This window comes from Rhizobium sp. Root1203 (assembly GCF_001424945.1).
GTDB lineage: Bacteria > Pseudomonadota > Alphaproteobacteria > Rhizobiales > Rhizobiaceae > Rhizobium.
In genome coordinates this window covers 37,161-53,612 of the sequence record NZ_LMCW01000021.1, presented here as the reverse complement: position 1 = coordinate 53,612, position 16,452 = coordinate 37,161, and the positions used below count along the sequence as shown (strand labels likewise).

The following is a 16,452-nucleotide window of genomic DNA, read 5'->3' as shown; positions in this document are numbered from 1 at the left end:
GTCCGGTGAGTGACGGAGCAATTGAATGTACGCTGCAGTCAACACATTCGTACTCGTACTCGCGTCGGTCTTTCCGGTTGTCAATCCGCCCGGATCTGCGCTCGTTTTTCTAGGATTAACCAGCGGCGCCACCCCCGATGTCCGTGCCGCCCTGGCACGTCGAATCGCGCTAAATTCGTTCGTTCTGCTTGTGTGTTCTTTTCTGCTGGGCGCGCTTATTCTGCAATTTTACGGGATTTCCGTGCCGATCCTTCGCGTCGCCGGCGGGATCATTGTCGCTGTGTCAGGGTGGCAGCTTCTTAACGAAGGAAGTCGAAAGGAACTGGATGCAGCAGCAGGCGATGTTTTTCGAGGCAACTTGTTGGATCAAGCCTTTTATCCCCTGACGCTGCCACTAACGACGGGGCCGGGGTCGATCGCAATTGTCATCAGCATCGGACTTTCGGACGCAACCATCACCGGCCCTGCCGACAGAATCATATTCCTCTTAGCGAGCCTGCTCGCCATTGCTGTCCTTGCACTGACGATCCTGGTCTGTTTCGCCTACGCGGATCGCGTCCAAAGGCTACTCGGCCGGGGCGGAACCGACATAGCCGTGCGACTGTCTGCATTCATCCTCTTTTGCCTGGGATTGCAAATCCTCTGGTCGGGCGCGAATGACCTATTGAGAGCCGTCCTCTCCGCAGTCCCCATACAGTTGTTCCCAGAACCGTGAAAAAGCCGCCAGGCGGGTTCGACGTTTTACCACGGCTCATTGGCGCGGGGACCTTAAGCCCCTCTGCATCGCACCGTCGAGCGCCTGCTGTTGACGTTCATCGGCGGGAAGGCGATTGGTGCGGACCAGCATTCTTTACCTAGGTTAAACTGCAAATTGCCACACTGCAGACCACGCTTGCCACAACAATGCGCGATCACGCTGCTTCCGCTGGTCAATGGAAAAGCGAACTCCGACCGCCCGATCCCAGAGGGACACGTTAAGCTTTGAGGACCGGCAGCAAACTACCAACCCTGCGCTGCCGCGTGGACTCCCCCGTTCGCGCGGAACACAAAGATGCCCGGCCGGGAGTTTCGTGCACCTTGCCCGAGAGCCGCAAGCTCGGCAGCGTACTGGGGCAACGAAGCGAAGCGGGCGTGTCCGAACCCCTCGGCATCCTTCAAAGAGGTAATGTCGATAACGCGCACATCGTAGCGCTTAGCGGCGGCCCGAACCGCTGGATCGTCGGCCGACAGGCTTCCCACGCGCTTTCTTTCGCCTGCTATGAAACTCGAGAGCCTCAGGGCCCGGTCTTTGTTCGAGACGAGCAGGGTTATAGGCGTCGATACTCTACCGATCGTCTCCACCTGGGTCCTGAATACATCCGCGTCTATGTCTGGGGCGGCAAGGACGATGGAAAGCCTCTCCACGACATCGGTCCGCCCCTCAAGCTTCAACTGTCGCGCGGTCTCCATCACGAGGAAGCCTCCCATGCTGTGCCCGAACAAAACGATCCGTTTGACGCCCGGGTCGGAAGCCAGGCTGATCAGCAGCGAAGCGAGGGCGTCTCTTGACGTAAGACTGGAATCCTTGTCGGCAAGATAAGCAGTCGCTTTTGCCTGTGACGGCCAGGAAAACAGAATTGGTATCGCCTTCAGATTCGCGTCGGATGCGATCTGAGCAAGCCGGAACAAGCCTTCCTGGTAGCTATAGTTGTAGCCGGGTACGAAGAGACCGATGGTGCCGTCCCCCGCCGCCGCAGCGACCAACAGACGGTCCTTCGAAAGCCTTGTCCGGGACGTGACTACGAAGTCGGAAAGAGGATTGGGCGTGGTGCCAGGATATTCGATCACCGAAGCCTTGTGATCAGGAGGGACGGACAGAATATACTTCTCGAAGGTCAGCATGTCTGCCCGGTCGCCACCGAAACCCCCATCCGGTGCCTGTTGGCGGTTCGTCGCCGAGAGAAGGACCACCTCTCTTTTCGCCAATGTGACGGGCGTTGCCCTCAGGACGGTCGCATCGGGGCGGCTGGCGCAGCCTGCAAGTGTGCAAGCCAAAATGACGGCGAACATCATAGCAATGGCCAGAGATATAGTCTTCCCAGTTGGCGATAAGATCATGTCCCGACCAATCCCATTTCGCTTCGGCAAGTGCCGCGGCGCCGCCGATCGCGTAACGGGCGAGCCAATCCTCAGCTTTCCGTCGGTCTTGGGCTTCCTGCCGATGGCGGGAACAACTTCGGAGAACTGCTCTTCGCCACTATGGGCATAATGCTTGGCGCCACAATAAAAAACAGCGCGTGCGCTGAAGATGATCATCGGTTTCGACGCCCATGGCTCCGGCGGTAGTGCCTGTGAGGAGCGTTTGGTGCGAACTGCTCCGGCCCACGTGCTGGTGGCACAATGGCATGCATGACATACTCTGTGGCAAGCATGCCGCGGAGGTCGCCCCCCGGCGTTGCCGTTCTGTACGATCCCTTCGTCAAGGAACGGGCGTCGTGAACGCGGCAATGCGATTTGGTCAGGAAAAGGACTCCTGCGTAAATTCTATAAAAATGCGGGTATTCCTCAGCCTATCGTGCTATTATTAGTTGTTTCTAAATTGCGACCTGCCGCGGTCGGTTCTGGCTACGGCCCTTGTGGTTTCCAAACACATCACCGCACACACGAGCACTCGCTCTGGCAGGGCGAGGCTGTTTGGGAGGACGACTATGATACGTCTTGTTTCAATTGCACTAGCAGTTGCGGGCCTTGGCTTGGCAGGCCAGGCATTGACCGCGGAAGTCGACATGTCGAAGGTTACCTGCAAGGAAGTCGGCGACATGCCGGCCGCCAAGACCATTGGCGTGGCCATGTGGGTGAACGGGTACGTTCATGGCAAAGCTGGCAGCGCCATGATTGACGGCGACAAAGCCCACGCGAATGCGGAGAAGGTCGCTGCCTATTGCAAGAGCAACACGAGTGCTACGCTTGCCGACGCCATGGAAGCAGTCTCGAAGATGTAGGATATTTTGTCGGTGGCGGCAGTGAGGCCGCCACCATTGCATTGAGGTCATATCGTGACCTCTGTGAGGAGGACGAACCATGTCTGTATTCAAGTCACTATGTGCCGCGTTTGTAGCTGCGATCATCTTGGCAGGCGCACCTGCGATGTCCTGGGCAACAGAACAGGGGCAACAGCGCAAGGCAGCGCGTGATGTCCGCCAGGACAGCCGTCAGGGCGCGCGAGCTACCAAGCAGGAGTGCCGCTCCGCCAACGATAAAAGCAACGCGGCGTGCCGACAGGACAAGCGCGACACCAAGCAGACCGGGCGTCAAACCGGCAGAGACATCAAATATTGAGCGCATGCATGCGGACCAAGGGCAGTGTCTGAGTACCTGACTTTTTGCTGAAAGCGCGAAGGGAGGCCGGGGTTCACCGACCAATCACCCTGCGCTAAAGCAATTCGATGTGGATGGCTTACGGTCCTTTGCCGATCATATCAGGCTCGGCCAAGCCATTGTCCACATTGAAAAACGTGACCATGACGCTGCGCTCCAGCAGAAGATTCCGATGCCCGTTGATTGATCGTGCGCAATGCGCGCCCGACGCGGATGAGTATCTTGTAGAACGACGCTCGTTTTGCCTTCGGGAGGCTGAGATGTGGAAAATAGGCTTGATGACAATTATTTCTCTGTTGGTTGTGATGGATGCGATCCCTCTTCAGGCCCAGCAGGACAGACGTGAATTTCGCAGGATGAACTTGAGTGAGAGTCTCCCGGATGCGGTCCGGACATATCATGGGAAGCGGATCTCTATCGTAAGCTACAGAACGGCAAGCTTTTCGGAGACCGGTTCGCATCCATCGCCGGGGAGTGCTCAGCATGTCGAGGCGATCAGGGCTGCCGCACGATCAAACAAGTGGCTCGTCGGGCAGCTCAGGGCCAAAAGGCTGACGCCCAACGATATCGAGTGGGTCTGGCGTGCACGCAATGGCAATATGGTGTTTTATGTCGAATGAATGATGCCCGACGCGGTGTCCCGGCTTCCGTTTCGGCGTTCGTGCGCTCGTCGCAGATGTTCCATAAAATTGACTACGCCGCAAGGCAGGAAATTGCAGCTACTTAAGTGAGTTGTACGCCGGGGGGTAGGTTGCAGGACAGGCGAGCGATGTGAAAAGAGGCGGCGCCTGTCAGGTGCGCGCAAATTCCAGCAGCGGCGCAATATCATGATTGTCTGCTGCGCGCAGGGCTGCGACGTATCGAGCACGTAATTCGCCAACGTCGGCCAGACTCCCGCCGCCCCAACTGAAACGCTCGCTGCCCATGCGTTCGATCAGAAGGTCAGCCGCCAGGCGAGCGTGACGGCCATTTCCATTCGGAAACGGGTGAATCGCGACCAGGCGATGGTGGAACCTCATCGCAATCTCATCCGGTGGAAATGTCTCGTGCTCGATCCAATAACGAATGTCGCTCAACAAGCCAGCAAGCTCTACGCCAATACGGTAAGCCTCAACACCGATGTTGCGCTCCGTCGTTCGGAACGTGCCGGCCCACTCCCAGACGTCTCCGAACATCTGCCTGTGCAGGGTTCGCATGAGGTCTTCGCTGAGCATTCGCTCAAGTGACACGCGCCGGCGGCCGCGCGCCCAAGCTGCACCCTCGACGATGTTTTCCTGCTCCGCCTCGTTGAGGTCGCGGCGATGTGTTATCCATGTCTGAAGCAATCCCTCTCGCTCATGCGGCTCAAGTGGAGTAGCGTCCTCAGGCTCCTGAAACAGGTCCGTCATATCTCGTTCCAGAGGTCGCGTTCGGAGAGTTTGTCGCGAATGTATGCCTGGACGCGGGGTTCGAAGTCTGCCTCGTCTGTGCCTTGTGCTTCGAGCCGCATCGTATGCGCGACGCGCTGAAGCTCGCGCGTTGCGATTTTCCGCGCGCGCGTCTCGATGACAGTCTCAAGTGAACTGTTTGGAACGAGGGCGTAGACGAGCGTGCAATCCAGCGCCTCGGCGGCGCGACGTAAGGTGTTGAGTTGGATCGTGCCTGCGGCTTCCGACTTCTCGATGGCTTCAACAGTTTGAGGGCGGACGCCAATGCGTTTGCCGAGTTGCGCTCCCGTCATCCCAAGCGCGTCGCGTAGTGCGCGCACCCATCCCTTCGGCGGCGCCCTGAACTGATCGATCGGTTTGAGCGCTCGAAGTCTTTCGTCGAGTCGCAAACGCCCCCTCTTTCGACCGTCGCTCTTCATCCCTTGACCTCAGACTGTAAGCTGATCACAAGATCAGTAATTATCAGTATATCGGCTGATTATCAATACATATAAATCAGTCTGTGAATTGATATACGGAGTAAAAATATCAGTCTGCACTCTGCTGATGATTCGCGAAAAATCAGTCTGTAGTCTGTCAGATACTATCTGTTCAAGGGATTCCAACAATTTGGTCCTTCTTCAAGGCGGACCAACTGCCCCTGTGATGTGATTGCCGATGGGAAGAGCGTTGGTGCACGGATCGTTTAGCGGTGGTGGTGTAGGCGATCGGCAACCTCAATAACCGATCAGTGGCCTTGATGCCTTTCAAACATAATGCGGCCCGCCGCCATCGCATAGACAGGATGAATTTCAGGGTGGCGAACTGACCGGAGTATGAGGCGGGACTTCGTCGGCGTGGCAGTCTGACTTTGTGGCTGACACCAGACGCCCTGTCCGGATGGCAAGCACCAAGACGCAAGACCCGGGGCGGCCAGCACCGTTATTCCGATCTGGCGATCGAGACCGCCTTGACGCTGGGCCTGGTGTTTGGTCTGCGGCTGCGCCAAGTAGAGGGCTTGTTGGAATCTGTGCTGCCATTGATGGGGCTGGCGCTTGCCGTCCCCGCATACCACCCTGAGCGAATTTCTCCTGGCTCGAAACCCGCAACAGCCCGGCGGAAACCCATCTCGGTTTTGACAATTCGGAATGCTTCCCGGTCCAGCCGAGGTTGGACGGCCCCTACTATCCAGTGTCTGACGCTGTGGGACTTGGGATCGAAGTGAATGAGGAGCTGATTGCAAAGCAGAGTTTCGAATATTGGGAGGCTCCGCATCTCAAGCGGCGCGATGGCTCGGTGACAAACTGGTAGAGTATCGGGACGTTGGCAGGGAGAGAGAAATGCTGAGCACATCAACGCGGTGGAAAACCCACGTCGGCGCTTCCGCCATTTGGCTCTTCCAGGCTGGAGCGGCATCCAGCGGCTGGCGCATCTCGTGTTCACCACGCGTCACGGCCTGCCGCCCGGAGTAGGCAAATTCATCGCCAGCGTCGTCGCTGGCTTTCAAAAGGATGCATTGGGGTACCCAATACGTTTCGCAAGACCAAAGCCTTGGAGCGCGTTAGGCAGATCCTCGTGCAACGAGGCTGCAAGGCAGCCGTACGACGCCGGGTTCAAATTTCTCGCCGCGAGAAAGCCCAAGGATCGCCAAGCCCGCCCGATGACCGAGTTCCTTGAGTTCCATGTCGATCGTCGTAAGCGGTGGCCGCGTCTGCCTCGAGACGACTTCCCAGTTATCAAACCCGACGACAGCCACGTCGTCGGGGATCGAAATACCGCGATCACGAAGCGCATCGATAACGCCGCGCGCAATCTCGTCGCTGCCACAGAAGATTGCATCGGGTTTCGGAGCTGATCGGGAATAGACCGCATCTATCGCGGAATGCCCCCATTCCTCGGACCACTCACCGAACATCACCTGGCCGTAAGACCCCGCAAGTTCCCTGTAGGCGTCCGCCCGGATGCGGGCAGCGAGATAGTTCTGCTCGCCGGTGATATGCAAGATGCGTGACCTGCCCAAGGTCTGGAGATGTTGCACGGCGATGCGCGCCCCCTGGGCATCATCAGGATGGAAGCTCACGCTATCGGAGGGCCCCTGCGCGAATGCGTAGATAACAGGAATCCGGAGTTTCAGGAGCTCCGGCGGGGGCTCCAGGTCGATCCGCGTGGCGGTGAAGATGATCCCGTCGACCTGGCGGTCCAGCAGCGCATCGATATGGAGCTTGGCAAGTCGCGGATCATTGTTGGTCGCGCAAAGGAAGAGCGAGACCCCATGGTCGACAAGGATCTCGGAGACACCCGCCGCCATCGGGAGCGTCAGTCGGCCATAGGTATCGTTCGTCAGCATTCCGATGGCATGGCTTCGCTTTGTTAGCAACCCACGCGCGAGTGCATTCGGCCGGAAGCCAAGCTCGTCGGCGATCCGCTTGACCTTTTCGCGCGTTTCGGCGTTCGTCCTGCCGATGCCGTTCAGCGCGTTTGAAGCGGTTGAAATGCTGACGCCCGCCGCTTTCGCCACATCGCGGATTGTTCGTCGCTTGTCGTCCGGACTGGTCAAAGTTCGGTGCTCCTAGTCTGTGTGATAAAACCTTTTAACAGAAAAAATATAGGAGATAAAAGGTTTTATCAAAAACACGCCTTTGGCGCCTGGCACGCTGTCGACATAAAGTATTTTCTGATCTAACGTTGCCTTCGTCTTGAGGTCATGAAGCCTCGCATAAGAAAAGGGGAACCCGCATGTACCGTCTAAAAACTGCGATTGCAGCTGTTGCACTGCTGGCGAGCACTTCTCTCGCCGGTGCTGAAGAAATCACGCTATGGGTGCGGACGTCATCTGGGGCAGTGCTCCAGGGGCTGGCTGAAAAATACAACGCCGCCCATTCCGATAAAGTCAATGTAACCCAGATCACCGCTGAACAGATGGTGCCGAAGCTCGGTGCCGCGATCGCCGGCGGTGCGGCGCCCGATGGCGCGGTTCTCGACCTCATCTACCTCCCGACCTTTGCCGCAAACGACAGCCTTGAAGACATCAGCGATTTCGTAAAGGGTCTTCCATACGCCGCCGCGCTCAGCCCCTCGCATATTCGCCTGGCCACCTATGATGGCAAGGTTTACGGCGTTCCAGCTTTGCCTGATGCTTCGATCATTGCTTACAACACCGACCTCTTCAAGAAGGCCGGTCTTGATCCGGACAAGGCGCCGGCCTCTCTCGAAGAGATTGCTGCCGACGCCAAGAAGATCCATGCGCTCGACAAGGAGACCTACGGCTTCTATTTCGTCGCCAATTCCGGCAGTTGGCTGATCTACGACTTCCTGCCGCATCTCTGGGCAGCCAGCGCCGATGTGCTGAGCGATGACGGCCGCACCGCGACCGTCGATACGCCGGCGCTGCGCGATACGGTTGCCGCTTATCGCGACATGTGGAAGTCCGGCGCCATCCACCCGACCTCACGTTCGGGCAATGGCAACAACGCGGTTGAAGCCTTTGCATCGGGTAAGGTCGGCATCCTCATGACCGGCTCCTATATCGTCAACCTGCTCACCAGCAAGTATCCGGACGTCAAGTTCGCGGTTGCTCCGATTCCCGGCCCAAAGGGCGGCGCGTCGAGCTTTGCCGGCGGCGATACACTGGCGCTCATCAAGGGCGTCAGCGAGGAAAAGAAGAAAGTCGCCCTCGACTTCGTGAAATTCTACATGGAGCCGGAACAGCAGGTCTACATCACGCAGGAATCCGGCATGCCGTCGCGCACGGATCTCACCAAGGAAGCCTACGCGAAATTCGACCAGCGCAACCTCATTGCCTATGACATTCTGGCGAAGGCCCGCACGCCTTACACGTTCTCGTCGGATGAGCTGTTCGTCAGCCGCACCGGACCGTTCCTCAACCTGATCCAGGGCACGATCTTCGGCGATGATGTCGATGGATCGATGAAGAAGGCGCAGGACGATTTCACCAAGATTCTCGACCGCACCAACCCGTAATAACTGAGTGCGGGGTGGGCCTTTCCGCCCCGCACTTGTCCAATCGCTGATGCGCATTTTCGAGCTCTTCGAGGGATGATAGTGGTCGATACCCCGACAAAGGATATGAAGCAGCCAATCTCCGGGGAACCGGAGCCGCGAGGTTGGCTCGGACTGGCATTCATCCTGCCGGGCTTCCTGTTTATCCTGGTCCTGTTTCTTGTTCCGCTCGCCATGACGATATGGATGAGCTTCTACAACTGGCCCCTGCTTGGGCGGAAGAAATTCATCGGTTTTGCCAATTACAGTGAACTCCTTGGCGATATGCAGCTCTGGCACTCGCTGGGCTTCACCATGCTTTACACGGTGCTGGTAACGGCTGCGATCTTTGCCGTGGCCTTCCCCTTGGCGCTGCTTGTCGATCGCCCCCTTCGATCGGCTGGCGTCTTTCGTACGATCTTCTTCATGCCCGTTGTCATTGGCTTCGGTGCGGCATCCACGCTCTGGATGTGGTTGCTCAACCCCGATAGCGGCGTCTTTGCCCAGGTCCTGCGCGGCATCGGCCTTATCAGCGCAGCACCACGCCCGCTTGAAAGCTTCTGGCCGGCGCTTGCCGTAATCATCCTGATGGTCGTCTGGAAGACCGCCGGCTTCACCATGGTCATTCTGCTGACAGGTCTGCAGGGCATTTCCAACGACGTGATCGAGGCTGCCAAGATCGATGGCGCCAGCGTCTTCAGTCGCTTTCGCCGGATCACACTGCCGCTCATGCGCAATTCCCTTGTGCTGGCCCTGGTTCTCAACGTCACCTCGTCGATGCTCGCCTTCGATCAGTTCTTTATCATCACGCAAGGTGGCCCCGAAAACAGCACGATCTCGGCTGTGTTCTCGATCTATCTTGCATCCTTCTCATCCTACCGGCTCGGTTACGGTTCTGCGCTCTCCTTTGCGCTGCTAATCGTCCTGGTTGCCATTAGTGCCATTCAATTCGTGCTGTTGCGCGAACGCGCGGAGGAAGGTTGATGACCTCCACCCAATCCAATCCGAGTAGCAACCCACGCGGCAGTCAGGTCGGTTACCTGCTCTTCCTGATCGTATCGATCCTGTTTGCGATCTTCTTTATCATGCCGATCGTCTGGTCGCTGGCGAATTCGTTCAAGCCAGCCGCGGAAGCGCTCGCCAATCCGGCCGCGTTGTTCTCGAAGACCTTCTCGCTGGAAAACTACCGTCGCCTCGAGAATGTCGGTGCCGGATGGTACGTCTATGCGGGCAACTCGGTTTTGATCGCGATCGGGACGGTCCTGCTGACAATCATCGTTTCGGTGCCTGCCGGCTATGGCTTCTCCAAGTTCAAGTTCCCCGGCCAGTCGATGCTCTTCGTCTTGATCATGGCGACGATGATGATCCCGTTTCAGTCGATCCTGACGCCGCTGTTCCTCATCCTGAAGATGCTCAGCCTGCAGAACAGCCTGTTCGGGCTTGTTCTGATTTACGCAACGTTCCAGCTACCGTTTTCCGTCTTCATGATGCGCAATGCCTTTGATGCCGTGCCCAAGGCGCTGATCGAAGCGGCGCGCATTGACGGCGCTTCGCAGGCGACGATCCTGCGGCGGATCATGTTACCGATCGCCTTGCCTGGCGTAGCGACGGTGGCGATGTTCGCCTTCCTGAATTCGTGGAACGAGTTCCTGGCCGCGCTCATCTTCTTGTCGGACCAGAACAAGTTCACCCTGCCGATCATGCTGGTGAACGTTTCCTCGGGACTCTACGGCATCATCGATTGGGGCGCACTGCAGGCTGGCATCGCCGTCACCATGATCCCCTGCATCATCCTCTTCCTTCTTCTGCAACGCTACTATGTGCGCGGCCTGACGGCTGGTGCCGTGAAATGAGAAGCGGTCCGTCCGCTCAAGGAGTCTTCATGTCTAATGCCCAGAAAGCACAGCCGCGGTTGCCGATCGACCGCTACGTTCCGGCCGACCATACGCGCGTCACGTTCGACGGCGGTTTTTGGAAAAGCTGGACGGACACCGTCCGCGACGTCACCATTCCGACCCAGCACATGCGGTTGGACGAGGAAGGCTTCCTCGAAGTTCTCGACTTCGACAAGCCGGCCGGTCCGCTTGCTCGCCCGATCCAGCCGAGCGGCCTGTCGATGCAGCACTTCTTCGATTCCGACTTCGGCAAGTGGATCGAGGCCGCGAGCTACACGCTGAAGAACAGCCCGAATCCTAATGTCGAGGCAAAGATCGATGCGATCGTCGAGAAACTCGAACACGGCCAGATGGCTGATGGCTATTTGAACAGCTGGTTCATTCGCCGCGAGCCGGAGAGGCGTTGGACCAACCTGCGTGATCTTCACGAGATGTATTCGATGGGCCACCTCCTGGAAGGAGCTGTCGCCTATTTCGAAGCAACAGGAAAGCGTCGCTTCCTCGACGTGATGATCCGCGCCGTTGATCATATCATCGATACTTTCGGTCGCGAGCCGGGCAAACTTCGCGGCTATGATGCGCACGAGGAGATCGAGCTGGCACTCATCAAGCTCTACCGCGTGACTAAGGATCCGCGCCACCTGAAGCTGGCGACCTACTTTGTCGACGAGCGCGGCCAGATGCCTTCATACTATGACGATGAAGCGCGCAAGCGCGGCGAGGATCCCGCGAGCTACGTCTTCCAGACTTATGCCTATAGCCAGGCTCACATGCCGGTGCGGGAACAGACCCAGGTCGTTGGCCATGCCGTACGCGCGATGTACCTGTTCTCAGCCATGGCGGATCTCGCCTTCGAGAACGACGATGAAAGCCTGAAGAGCACCTGTGACCGGCTGTTCGACAATCTGGTCGGGCGTCAGCTCTATGTCACCGGCGGCCTCGGCCCATCGGCTTCCAACGAAGGCTTCACGCGCGAATACCATTTGCCGAACGAGACGGCTTATGCCGAGACCTGTGCGGCTGTCGCGCTCGGCTTCTTCAGCCACCGCATGGCCCAGATCGAGCTCGACAGCAAATTCACCGACAAGCTCGAAACGGTGCTCTACAATGGCGCCCTTTCCGGAATTTCGCGCGACGGCGAGCATTACTTCTACGAGAATGTTCTGGAGAGCCACGGGCAGAACCGTCGCTGGAAGTGGCACTACTGCCCTTGCTGTCCGACCAACATCGCCCGGTTCATTACGTCGCTTGGCCAGTATTTCTATTCCACGAAGGCCGATGAGGTGGCGATCCATCTCTACGGGGAGAACACGGCCGAACTTTCCGTGGGTAATGCCTTCCTGCGCCTGCAGCAGAAGAGCCAATACCCGTGGAACGGTGATGTCGCCATCTCGCTTGGCCTTGATCAGGCAAAGCGCTTTGCCCTGCGGCTTCGCATTCCGGGCTGGTGCCGCGACGCGCGCGTCTTCGTCAACGGCGAGGCCATCAAGCTCGATGTCACAAAGGGCTACGCGGCAATCGAACGGGAGTGGAAAGACGGCGATACGGTCAGACTGGCCTTCGACATGCCGGTCGACCGCCTCTATGCCCATCCCGCGGCGACTGAAGACAACGGCCGCTTTGCGCTGCGGCGCGGCCCGGTGATTTTCTGCGTGGAGGAGGCCGATCTTGGCACCGAACCTCAACGGCTGAGACTGCCGGCGCAGGGCGAGATCGCCGTCAGCTTCGACGAGACGCTTCTTGGCGGGGCCACCGTGCTTGAAGGTGATGCACTCGAAGCAGATGCATCCGATTGGCAGGAGACACTCTATCGCACGCAGCCGCCGGCGCTAAAGCCGACGCGCTTCAAGGCAATCCCGTACCACCTCTGGGCAAACAGAGATCCGGGCGCGATGGCCGTTTGGCTGCACGAGAAGTAGGGGAATACGATGGCTCGCCTTGAACTTCGCAATGTGTTCAAATCCTACGGCATCTACGAAGCCGTGCGCGGCATCAACCTCACGATAGAGGATAACGAGTTTGTCGTCTTCGTCGGCCCGTCTGGCTGCGGCAAGTCTACGACGCTTCGCATGATTGCCGGCCTGGAACATATCACCGGTGGCGACATCGTCATCGGCGATCAGGTCGTCAATCGGCTCGGGCCCGGCAAGCGCGATATCGCCATGGTCTTCCAGAACTATGCGCTCTATCCACATATGAATGTCAGGGAGAACATCTCCTTCTGCCTGGAGCAGCAGAAGCTGCCGAAAGCGCAGATCGACGAGCGCATCACCCGCGCCGCCGAGACGCTGCATATCACCGAACTCCTGTCGCGACGTCCCGGCCAACTTTCGGGGGGGCAGCGACAGCGGGTCGCCATGGGGCGTGCCATCGTACGCAACCCGAAGGTCTTCCTGTTCGACGAGCCACTTTCCAATCTCGACGCCAAGCTGCGTGTTCAGATGCGCACCGAGATCAAGCGCCTGCATCAATTGCTTCCGACGACGACGGTCTATGTCACCCATGACCAGGTGGAGGCGATGACAATGGCCGATCGCGTCGTCGTCATGAACGGCGGCATCATCGAACAGGCGGGGCCGCCGCAAGAGATGTACCATCGCCCGGTCAGTCAGTTCGTGGCAGGCTTCATCGGCTCGCCGTCGATGAATTTCCTAAACGCGAGGCTTGAGAGCGTTGGAGACGGGTTGGTTGTCGTTCTCGACGATGGTAGCCGGCTTGCCGTTCCCGTATCTCGGACCGCCGAATACAGGCCGCATGCGGGCAGGCCGGTCGTATTCGGTATCCGGCCTGAATCGATATCGAGCCTGGCGCCGAAAGCTGGCTATGAAACGGTCGAGGCGAATATCGATCTCGTTGAACCGCTTGGACCGGAAACAATGATCTACTTCAATATCGGGCCGGTCAGTCTTTGCGCCAATGTCGATCCGGAAAGTGAACCGCGTCCGGGTACGCGCATGCCGCTTTCCTTCAACATGAACCGCATGCACCTCTTTGATCCGGCCGGGGGCCGCTCGCTCTCAGCCTGATGGTGTCAACGATGCGCGGATAGAGGCGTCCTGGCACAGTCGCCAACCAGGACAGGCAGCTCTTGGTTCTAGCCGAAGAGGACGCCACGCTCGCGCACCATCTGCCGGAGGCGGGCAAAGACGGTCGAGGACTGGCGGATGCCGTCGTGCTCGAACTCGTTGGTCACCCAAGCCTGGACATTGCCGACATCCTTCGCCGTCGCCAGCGACAGTTCGGCATCGACGTACATATCGTCAAAATAGACGGCCGCGGCAACGGGAATCTCGCTTGAGGCCAGCCGAGCGGGATCGTAGAGCGGCTCGAACTGGTCGTAGCGGGCGAGCGCCTCGACGGCGTCCCGGAACGGCCGCAGCGAGCGAATTTCCTCGAACATCCATGGGTACATCATCTCGCCGGTCAGGAGCAGCGGTCGGCTTCCTTCGCCAAACTCAGAGAATTCTGGCCTTACTCGTTCGGCAGCCCAACCTGTCGCGCCCACGCCTTGGCCATAGATGCTTTCCTGCAGCGCGGCGAACATCGGGTTGCCGTCATACGAGGTGAGCGACATGACCGATGCCAGGAAAGCGTCGGAGAAGCGTGTTTCCTCGTGGTCGGAGAAAGCCTCGTCGACCAGCCAGTGGATATTTTCGTATCCCGGTGCCATGCCGAAATCGATGCCGACGGTCTGCAATCTGCGGATCGTCAACCGATCGCCATCAGGAAGACGGATATCCTCCGCCGCAAGCTTGTCCGCGATCCGACCGATGCGGTCGCGGTCGGCAGGGTATCGCTTGTAGTATTCGCGGTTCTTGGCAGCGACACGCGGATAGGTGCGCCTGTAAACGTCGTCGGCGGTCGCTGAAAGTCCTGCAAGGCCGCCCGTAACATAGCAAGCTGCCAATCCGTCGGGCGCTCGCGACAGATATGTCAGGGTCAGGAAGCCGCCATAGCTCTGGCCAAGGGTCTCCCAACGCGCGCCGCCAAAGACGGTCTTTCTAAGATGCTCGCAATCGGCAACGACGCTGTCGGCCCGAAAGTGGCTGAGATAACGGGCTCCAGTGTTTCCATCGGCAAACGCAGCCATCGTGGCGCTTTCGATACGCGTGCTTCTGCCGGTGCCGCGCTGGTCGAGCAGGATGACGCGGTAATTCTTGAGCGCTTCTCCGAGCCATGATGGGCCTCCCCCGACGGGACGCGGTGACTTGCCGCCTGGGCCGCCTTGAAGGAAAAGCAGCGTGGGAAGCGTTTCATTCTTACGTGCGGGATCGCAGACCTCGCGCGCGAATACCTTGATCGTTGCGCCACCCGGCTTCCTCCAATCGAGAGGCATATCGACGAGGTGGTCGCGGACATGGACGCCGGGGATCGTGTATTCGCTGACGAGCATAATGAAATCCTGGAGAATGTTGTGTCCCGACTGGGCTATAGCCGAGGGACACGGGTATCAAGCCTCAATCGCTACAACGTGCGGTGCTTGCGGCGAAATCCCTTGGGTCAATGTATGGCAACCGCCCAGCTTCGGTGTTTCGCCTCCGGGTGTCGTTTGGCACTTAAATGTCAGGGCGGCATTCGTCGACTGGCCCAAAGCCGGCCGAACCACCGTCACACGTGGCCCACCCGGCGGCGATTGAGTATAATTCACCGCCAGCTTTGCAAATCTGTTCGCGGGGCTACGATGCTGACCTCTGTGACGGTTGCAAAACCTCCGTTAGTGGATTTTTCAGTGACTGCTCCGACTTGGCGTCGAAGATCTGCACTTTTGTGAGATCCGGCCTGATCGCGATCGTGTCTCCTGACTGAAGTGCAAGACGATCGCGAATGGTGGCCACGATCTGTGCTGGTCCCAAGGTGGCCGATATCTGTGTCTCGGCACCGGTCGGTTCGATGAGCGTGACGTCTGCTATGGCTCCGCCTTGGTTGATGACGAGATGTTCCGGGCGGATGCCATAGATGACCTCCTGTCCTCTATCCAGCGGCAGGCCGGCGGGGAGCGGCAGTCGTGCGCCTCCCTCCGCCACGAATTCGACCGGACCCTCGGCGCTGACCTTGCCGTTGAGGAAATTCATTCCCGGCGAGCCGATGAAGCCGGCGACGAAGAGATTGGCAGGCCGGTCGTAGAGGTCGAGGGGCGATCCGATCTGCTCCACGTAGCCATCGCGCATGACGACGATGCGGTCAGCCATCGTCATCGCCTCGATCTGGTCGTGGGTGACGTAGATGGTCGTGGTCTTTAGACGCTGGTGCAACTGCTTGATCTCAGAACGCATTTGCACGCGGAGCTTGGCATCCAGGTTGGACAGCGGCTCGTCAAACAGGAAGACCTGCGGCTGACGGACGATCGCGCGACCCATGGCAACACGCTGGCGCTGGCCGCCGGACAGGTTTCTAGGGTGTCGATCAAGAAGATGCTCGAGCCCCAAAATCTGCGCCGCCTCGCGCACGCGTCCCTTGATCTCTTCCTTCGGCGCTTTCGCCAGCCGCAGCGAGAACCCCATATTGGCCTCGACCGTCATATGTGGATACAGGGCGTAGGACTGGAACACCATCGCGATGTCGCGTTCCTTCGGTGCCACGTTGTTAACGACCCGGCCACCGATTGAGATCCGCCCATCGGAAATCTCCTCCAGACCTGCGATCATCCGCAGCAAGGTGGATTTTCCGCAACCCGACGGGCCGACCAGAATGACGAATTCCCCGTCCTGGATGTCGATATCGACTCCATGAAGGATTTCCAGATTACCATAGTTCTTGCGGGCATTCGCGACGCTGACTGACGCCATAATTCTCTC

At 58.6% G+C, this 16,452-nt stretch carries 15 protein-coding genes and 2 pseudogenes; 11 read left to right on the top strand and 6 right to left on the bottom strand.

Going from position 1 to position 16,452, the window contains the following annotated elements; translation table 11 throughout:
- Nucleotides 1-25 precede the first annotated feature (25 nt).
- Complete coding sequence (locus ASC97_RS20165) at nucleotides 26-715, top strand: MarC family protein (RefSeq protein WP_057470136.1); 690 nt, start codon at nucleotides 26-28, stop codon at nucleotides 713-715.
- A gap of 284 nt (nucleotides 716-999) precedes the next feature.
- Here ASC97_RS20165 and ASC97_RS20160 read toward each other — a convergent pair whose 3' ends face one another.
- Nucleotides 1,000-2,049, bottom strand: coding sequence for an alpha/beta hydrolase (locus ASC97_RS20160; protein WP_443216764.1), 1,050 nt, complete (start codon nucleotides 2,047-2,049; stop codon nucleotides 1,000-1,002).
- Between the two features lie 638 nt (nucleotides 2,050-2,687).
- Here ASC97_RS20160 and ASC97_RS20155 point away from each other — a divergent pair.
- The 3 genes from ASC97_RS20155 to ASC97_RS20145 all read left to right on the top strand — a co-directional run bounded on the left by ASC97_RS20155 (nucleotide 2,688) and on the right by ASC97_RS20145 (nucleotide 3,977).
- Nucleotides 2,688-2,981 (top strand): HdeA/HdeB family chaperone, encoded by a 294-nt coding sequence (locus ASC97_RS20155; RefSeq protein WP_057470135.1) that lies wholly within the window; start codon nucleotides 2,688-2,690, stop codon nucleotides 2,979-2,981.
- 79 nt (nucleotides 2,982-3,060) lie between these two features.
- A complete protein-coding gene (locus ASC97_RS20150) occupies nucleotides 3,061-3,318 on the top strand; it encodes a hypothetical protein (protein WP_057470134.1) in 258 nt (85 codons plus the stop codon).
- Nucleotides 3,319-3,635: 317 nt separating this feature from the next.
- Nucleotides 3,636-3,977, top strand: a complete 342-nt coding sequence (locus ASC97_RS20145; protein WP_443216763.1) for a hypothetical protein — start codon at nucleotides 3,636-3,638, stop codon at nucleotides 3,975-3,977.
- A 171-nt stretch (nucleotides 3,978-4,148) separates the two neighbouring features.
- On the opposite strand, the gene ASC97_RS20140 is transcribed toward ASC97_RS20145, so the two are convergent.
- Nucleotides 4,149-4,745 carry a mobile mystery protein B gene (locus tag ASC97_RS20140; protein WP_057470132.1) on the bottom strand — a complete coding sequence of 199 codons (597 nt, stop codon included), beginning with the start codon at nucleotides 4,743-4,745 and terminating at the stop codon, nucleotides 4,149-4,151.
- Entirely contained in the window at nucleotides 4,742-5,203 is a 462-nt protein-coding gene (locus ASC97_RS20135) for a mobile mystery protein A (protein WP_057470131.1), read from the bottom strand. The genes ASC97_RS20140 and ASC97_RS20135 overlap by 4 nt, the downstream gene beginning before the upstream one ends.
- 425 nt (nucleotides 5,204-5,628) lie before the next feature.
- Between ASC97_RS20135 and ASC97_RS33190 the strand changes: the two are divergent.
- Both ASC97_RS33190 and ASC97_RS33185 read left to right on the top strand, forming a co-directional pair.
- Nucleotides 5,629-5,845, top strand: a pseudogene (locus ASC97_RS33190) (transposase); the annotation flags it as partial.
- Nucleotides 5,844-6,074, top strand: a pseudogene (locus ASC97_RS33185) (mandelate racemase/muconate lactonizing enzyme family protein); the annotation flags it as partial. The pseudogenes ASC97_RS33190 and ASC97_RS33185, both read left to right, overlap by 2 nt.
- Before the next feature lie 250 nt (nucleotides 6,075-6,324).
- Here ASC97_RS33185 and ASC97_RS20130 read toward each other — a convergent pair.
- Entirely contained in the window at nucleotides 6,325-7,320 is a 996-nt protein-coding gene (locus ASC97_RS20130) for a LacI family DNA-binding transcriptional regulator (RefSeq protein ID WP_057470130.1), read from the bottom strand.
- A gap of 179 nt (nucleotides 7,321-7,499) precedes the next feature.
- On the opposite strand from ASC97_RS20130, the gene ASC97_RS20125 reads away from it, so the two are divergent.
- From ASC97_RS20125 to ASC97_RS20105, 5 genes are all read left to right on the top strand, one after another.
- Nucleotides 7,500-8,744, top strand: a complete 1,245-nt coding sequence (locus tag ASC97_RS20125) for an ABC transporter substrate-binding protein (RefSeq protein ID WP_057470129.1) — start codon at nucleotides 7,500-7,502, stop codon at nucleotides 8,742-8,744.
- A 105-nt stretch (nucleotides 8,745-8,849) separates the two neighbouring features.
- Nucleotides 8,850-9,746 (top strand): carbohydrate ABC transporter permease, encoded by an 897-nt coding sequence (locus ASC97_RS20120; RefSeq protein ID WP_443216762.1) that lies wholly within the window; start codon nucleotides 8,850-8,852, stop codon nucleotides 9,744-9,746.
- Nucleotides 9,746-10,615 (top strand): carbohydrate ABC transporter permease, encoded by an 870-nt coding sequence (locus tag ASC97_RS20115; RefSeq protein ID WP_057470127.1) that lies wholly within the window; start codon nucleotides 9,746-9,748, stop codon nucleotides 10,613-10,615. Before ASC97_RS20120 ends, ASC97_RS20115 begins: the two co-directional genes overlap by 1 nt.
- A 29-nt stretch (nucleotides 10,616-10,644) precedes the next feature.
- Entirely contained in the window at nucleotides 10,645-12,576 is a 1,932-nt protein-coding gene (locus ASC97_RS20110; protein WP_057470126.1) for a glycoside hydrolase family 127 protein, read from the top strand.
- Nucleotides 12,577-12,585: 9 nt separating this feature from the next.
- Nucleotides 12,586-13,683 (top strand): ABC transporter ATP-binding protein, encoded by a 1,098-nt coding sequence (locus tag ASC97_RS20105; protein ID WP_057470125.1) that lies wholly within the window; start codon nucleotides 12,586-12,588, stop codon nucleotides 13,681-13,683.
- Nucleotides 13,684-13,751: 68 nt separating this feature from the next.
- On the opposite strand, the gene ASC97_RS20100 is transcribed toward ASC97_RS20105, so the two are convergent.
- Nucleotides 13,752-15,050 carry an alpha/beta fold hydrolase gene (locus ASC97_RS20100; RefSeq protein WP_057470124.1) on the bottom strand — a complete coding sequence of 433 codons (1,299 nt, stop codon included), beginning with the start codon at nucleotides 15,048-15,050 and terminating at the stop codon, nucleotides 13,752-13,754.
- Between the two features lie 283 nt (nucleotides 15,051-15,333).
- Nucleotides 15,334-16,443, bottom strand: a complete 1,110-nt coding sequence (locus tag ASC97_RS20095) for an ABC transporter ATP-binding protein (protein ID WP_057470123.1) — start codon at nucleotides 16,441-16,443, stop codon at nucleotides 15,334-15,336.
- Between the last annotated feature and the right edge of the window lie 9 nt (nucleotides 16,444-16,452).

Coding starts and splice junctions, on each gene's coding strand:
- ASC97_RS20135 (WP_057470131.1), bottom strand. CDS start 5,203: ATGAAGAGCGACGGTCGAAAGAGGGGGCGTTTGCGACTCGACGAAAGA.
- ASC97_RS20160 (WP_443216764.1), bottom strand. CDS start 2,049: ATGTTCGCCGTCATTTTGGCTTGCACACTTGCAGGCTGCGCCAGCCGC.
- ASC97_RS20150 (WP_057470134.1), top strand. CDS start 3,061: ATGTCTGTATTCAAGTCACTATGTGCCGCGTTTGTAGCTGCGATCATC.
- ASC97_RS20105 (WP_057470125.1), top strand. CDS start 12,586: ATGGCTCGCCTTGAACTTCGCAATGTGTTCAAATCCTACGGCATCTAC.
- ASC97_RS20110 (WP_057470126.1), top strand. CDS start 10,645: ATGTCTAATGCCCAGAAAGCACAGCCGCGGTTGCCGATCGACCGCTAC.
- ASC97_RS20095 (WP_057470123.1), bottom strand. CDS start 16,443: ATGGCGTCAGTCAGCGTCGCGAATGCCCGCAAGAACTATGGTAATCTG.
- ASC97_RS20140 (WP_057470132.1), bottom strand. CDS start 4,745: ATGACGGACCTGTTTCAGGAGCCTGAGGACGCTACTCCACTTGAGCCG.
- ASC97_RS20115 (WP_057470127.1), top strand. CDS start 9,746: ATGACCTCCACCCAATCCAATCCGAGTAGCAACCCACGCGGCAGTCAG.
- ASC97_RS20120 (WP_443216762.1), top strand. CDS start 8,850: ATGAAGCAGCCAATCTCCGGGGAACCGGAGCCGCGAGGTTGGCTCGGA.
- ASC97_RS20125 (WP_057470129.1), top strand. CDS start 7,500: ATGTACCGTCTAAAAACTGCGATTGCAGCTGTTGCACTGCTGGCGAGC.
- ASC97_RS20145 (WP_443216763.1), top strand. CDS start 3,636: ATGACAATTATTTCTCTGTTGGTTGTGATGGATGCGATCCCTCTTCAG.
- ASC97_RS20155 (WP_057470135.1), top strand. CDS start 2,688: ATGATACGTCTTGTTTCAATTGCACTAGCAGTTGCGGGCCTTGGCTTG.
- ASC97_RS20165 (WP_057470136.1), top strand. CDS start 26: ATGTACGCTGCAGTCAACACATTCGTACTCGTACTCGCGTCGGTCTTT.
- ASC97_RS20100 (WP_057470124.1), bottom strand. CDS start 15,050: ATGCTCGTCAGCGAATACACGATCCCCGGCGTCCATGTCCGCGACCAC.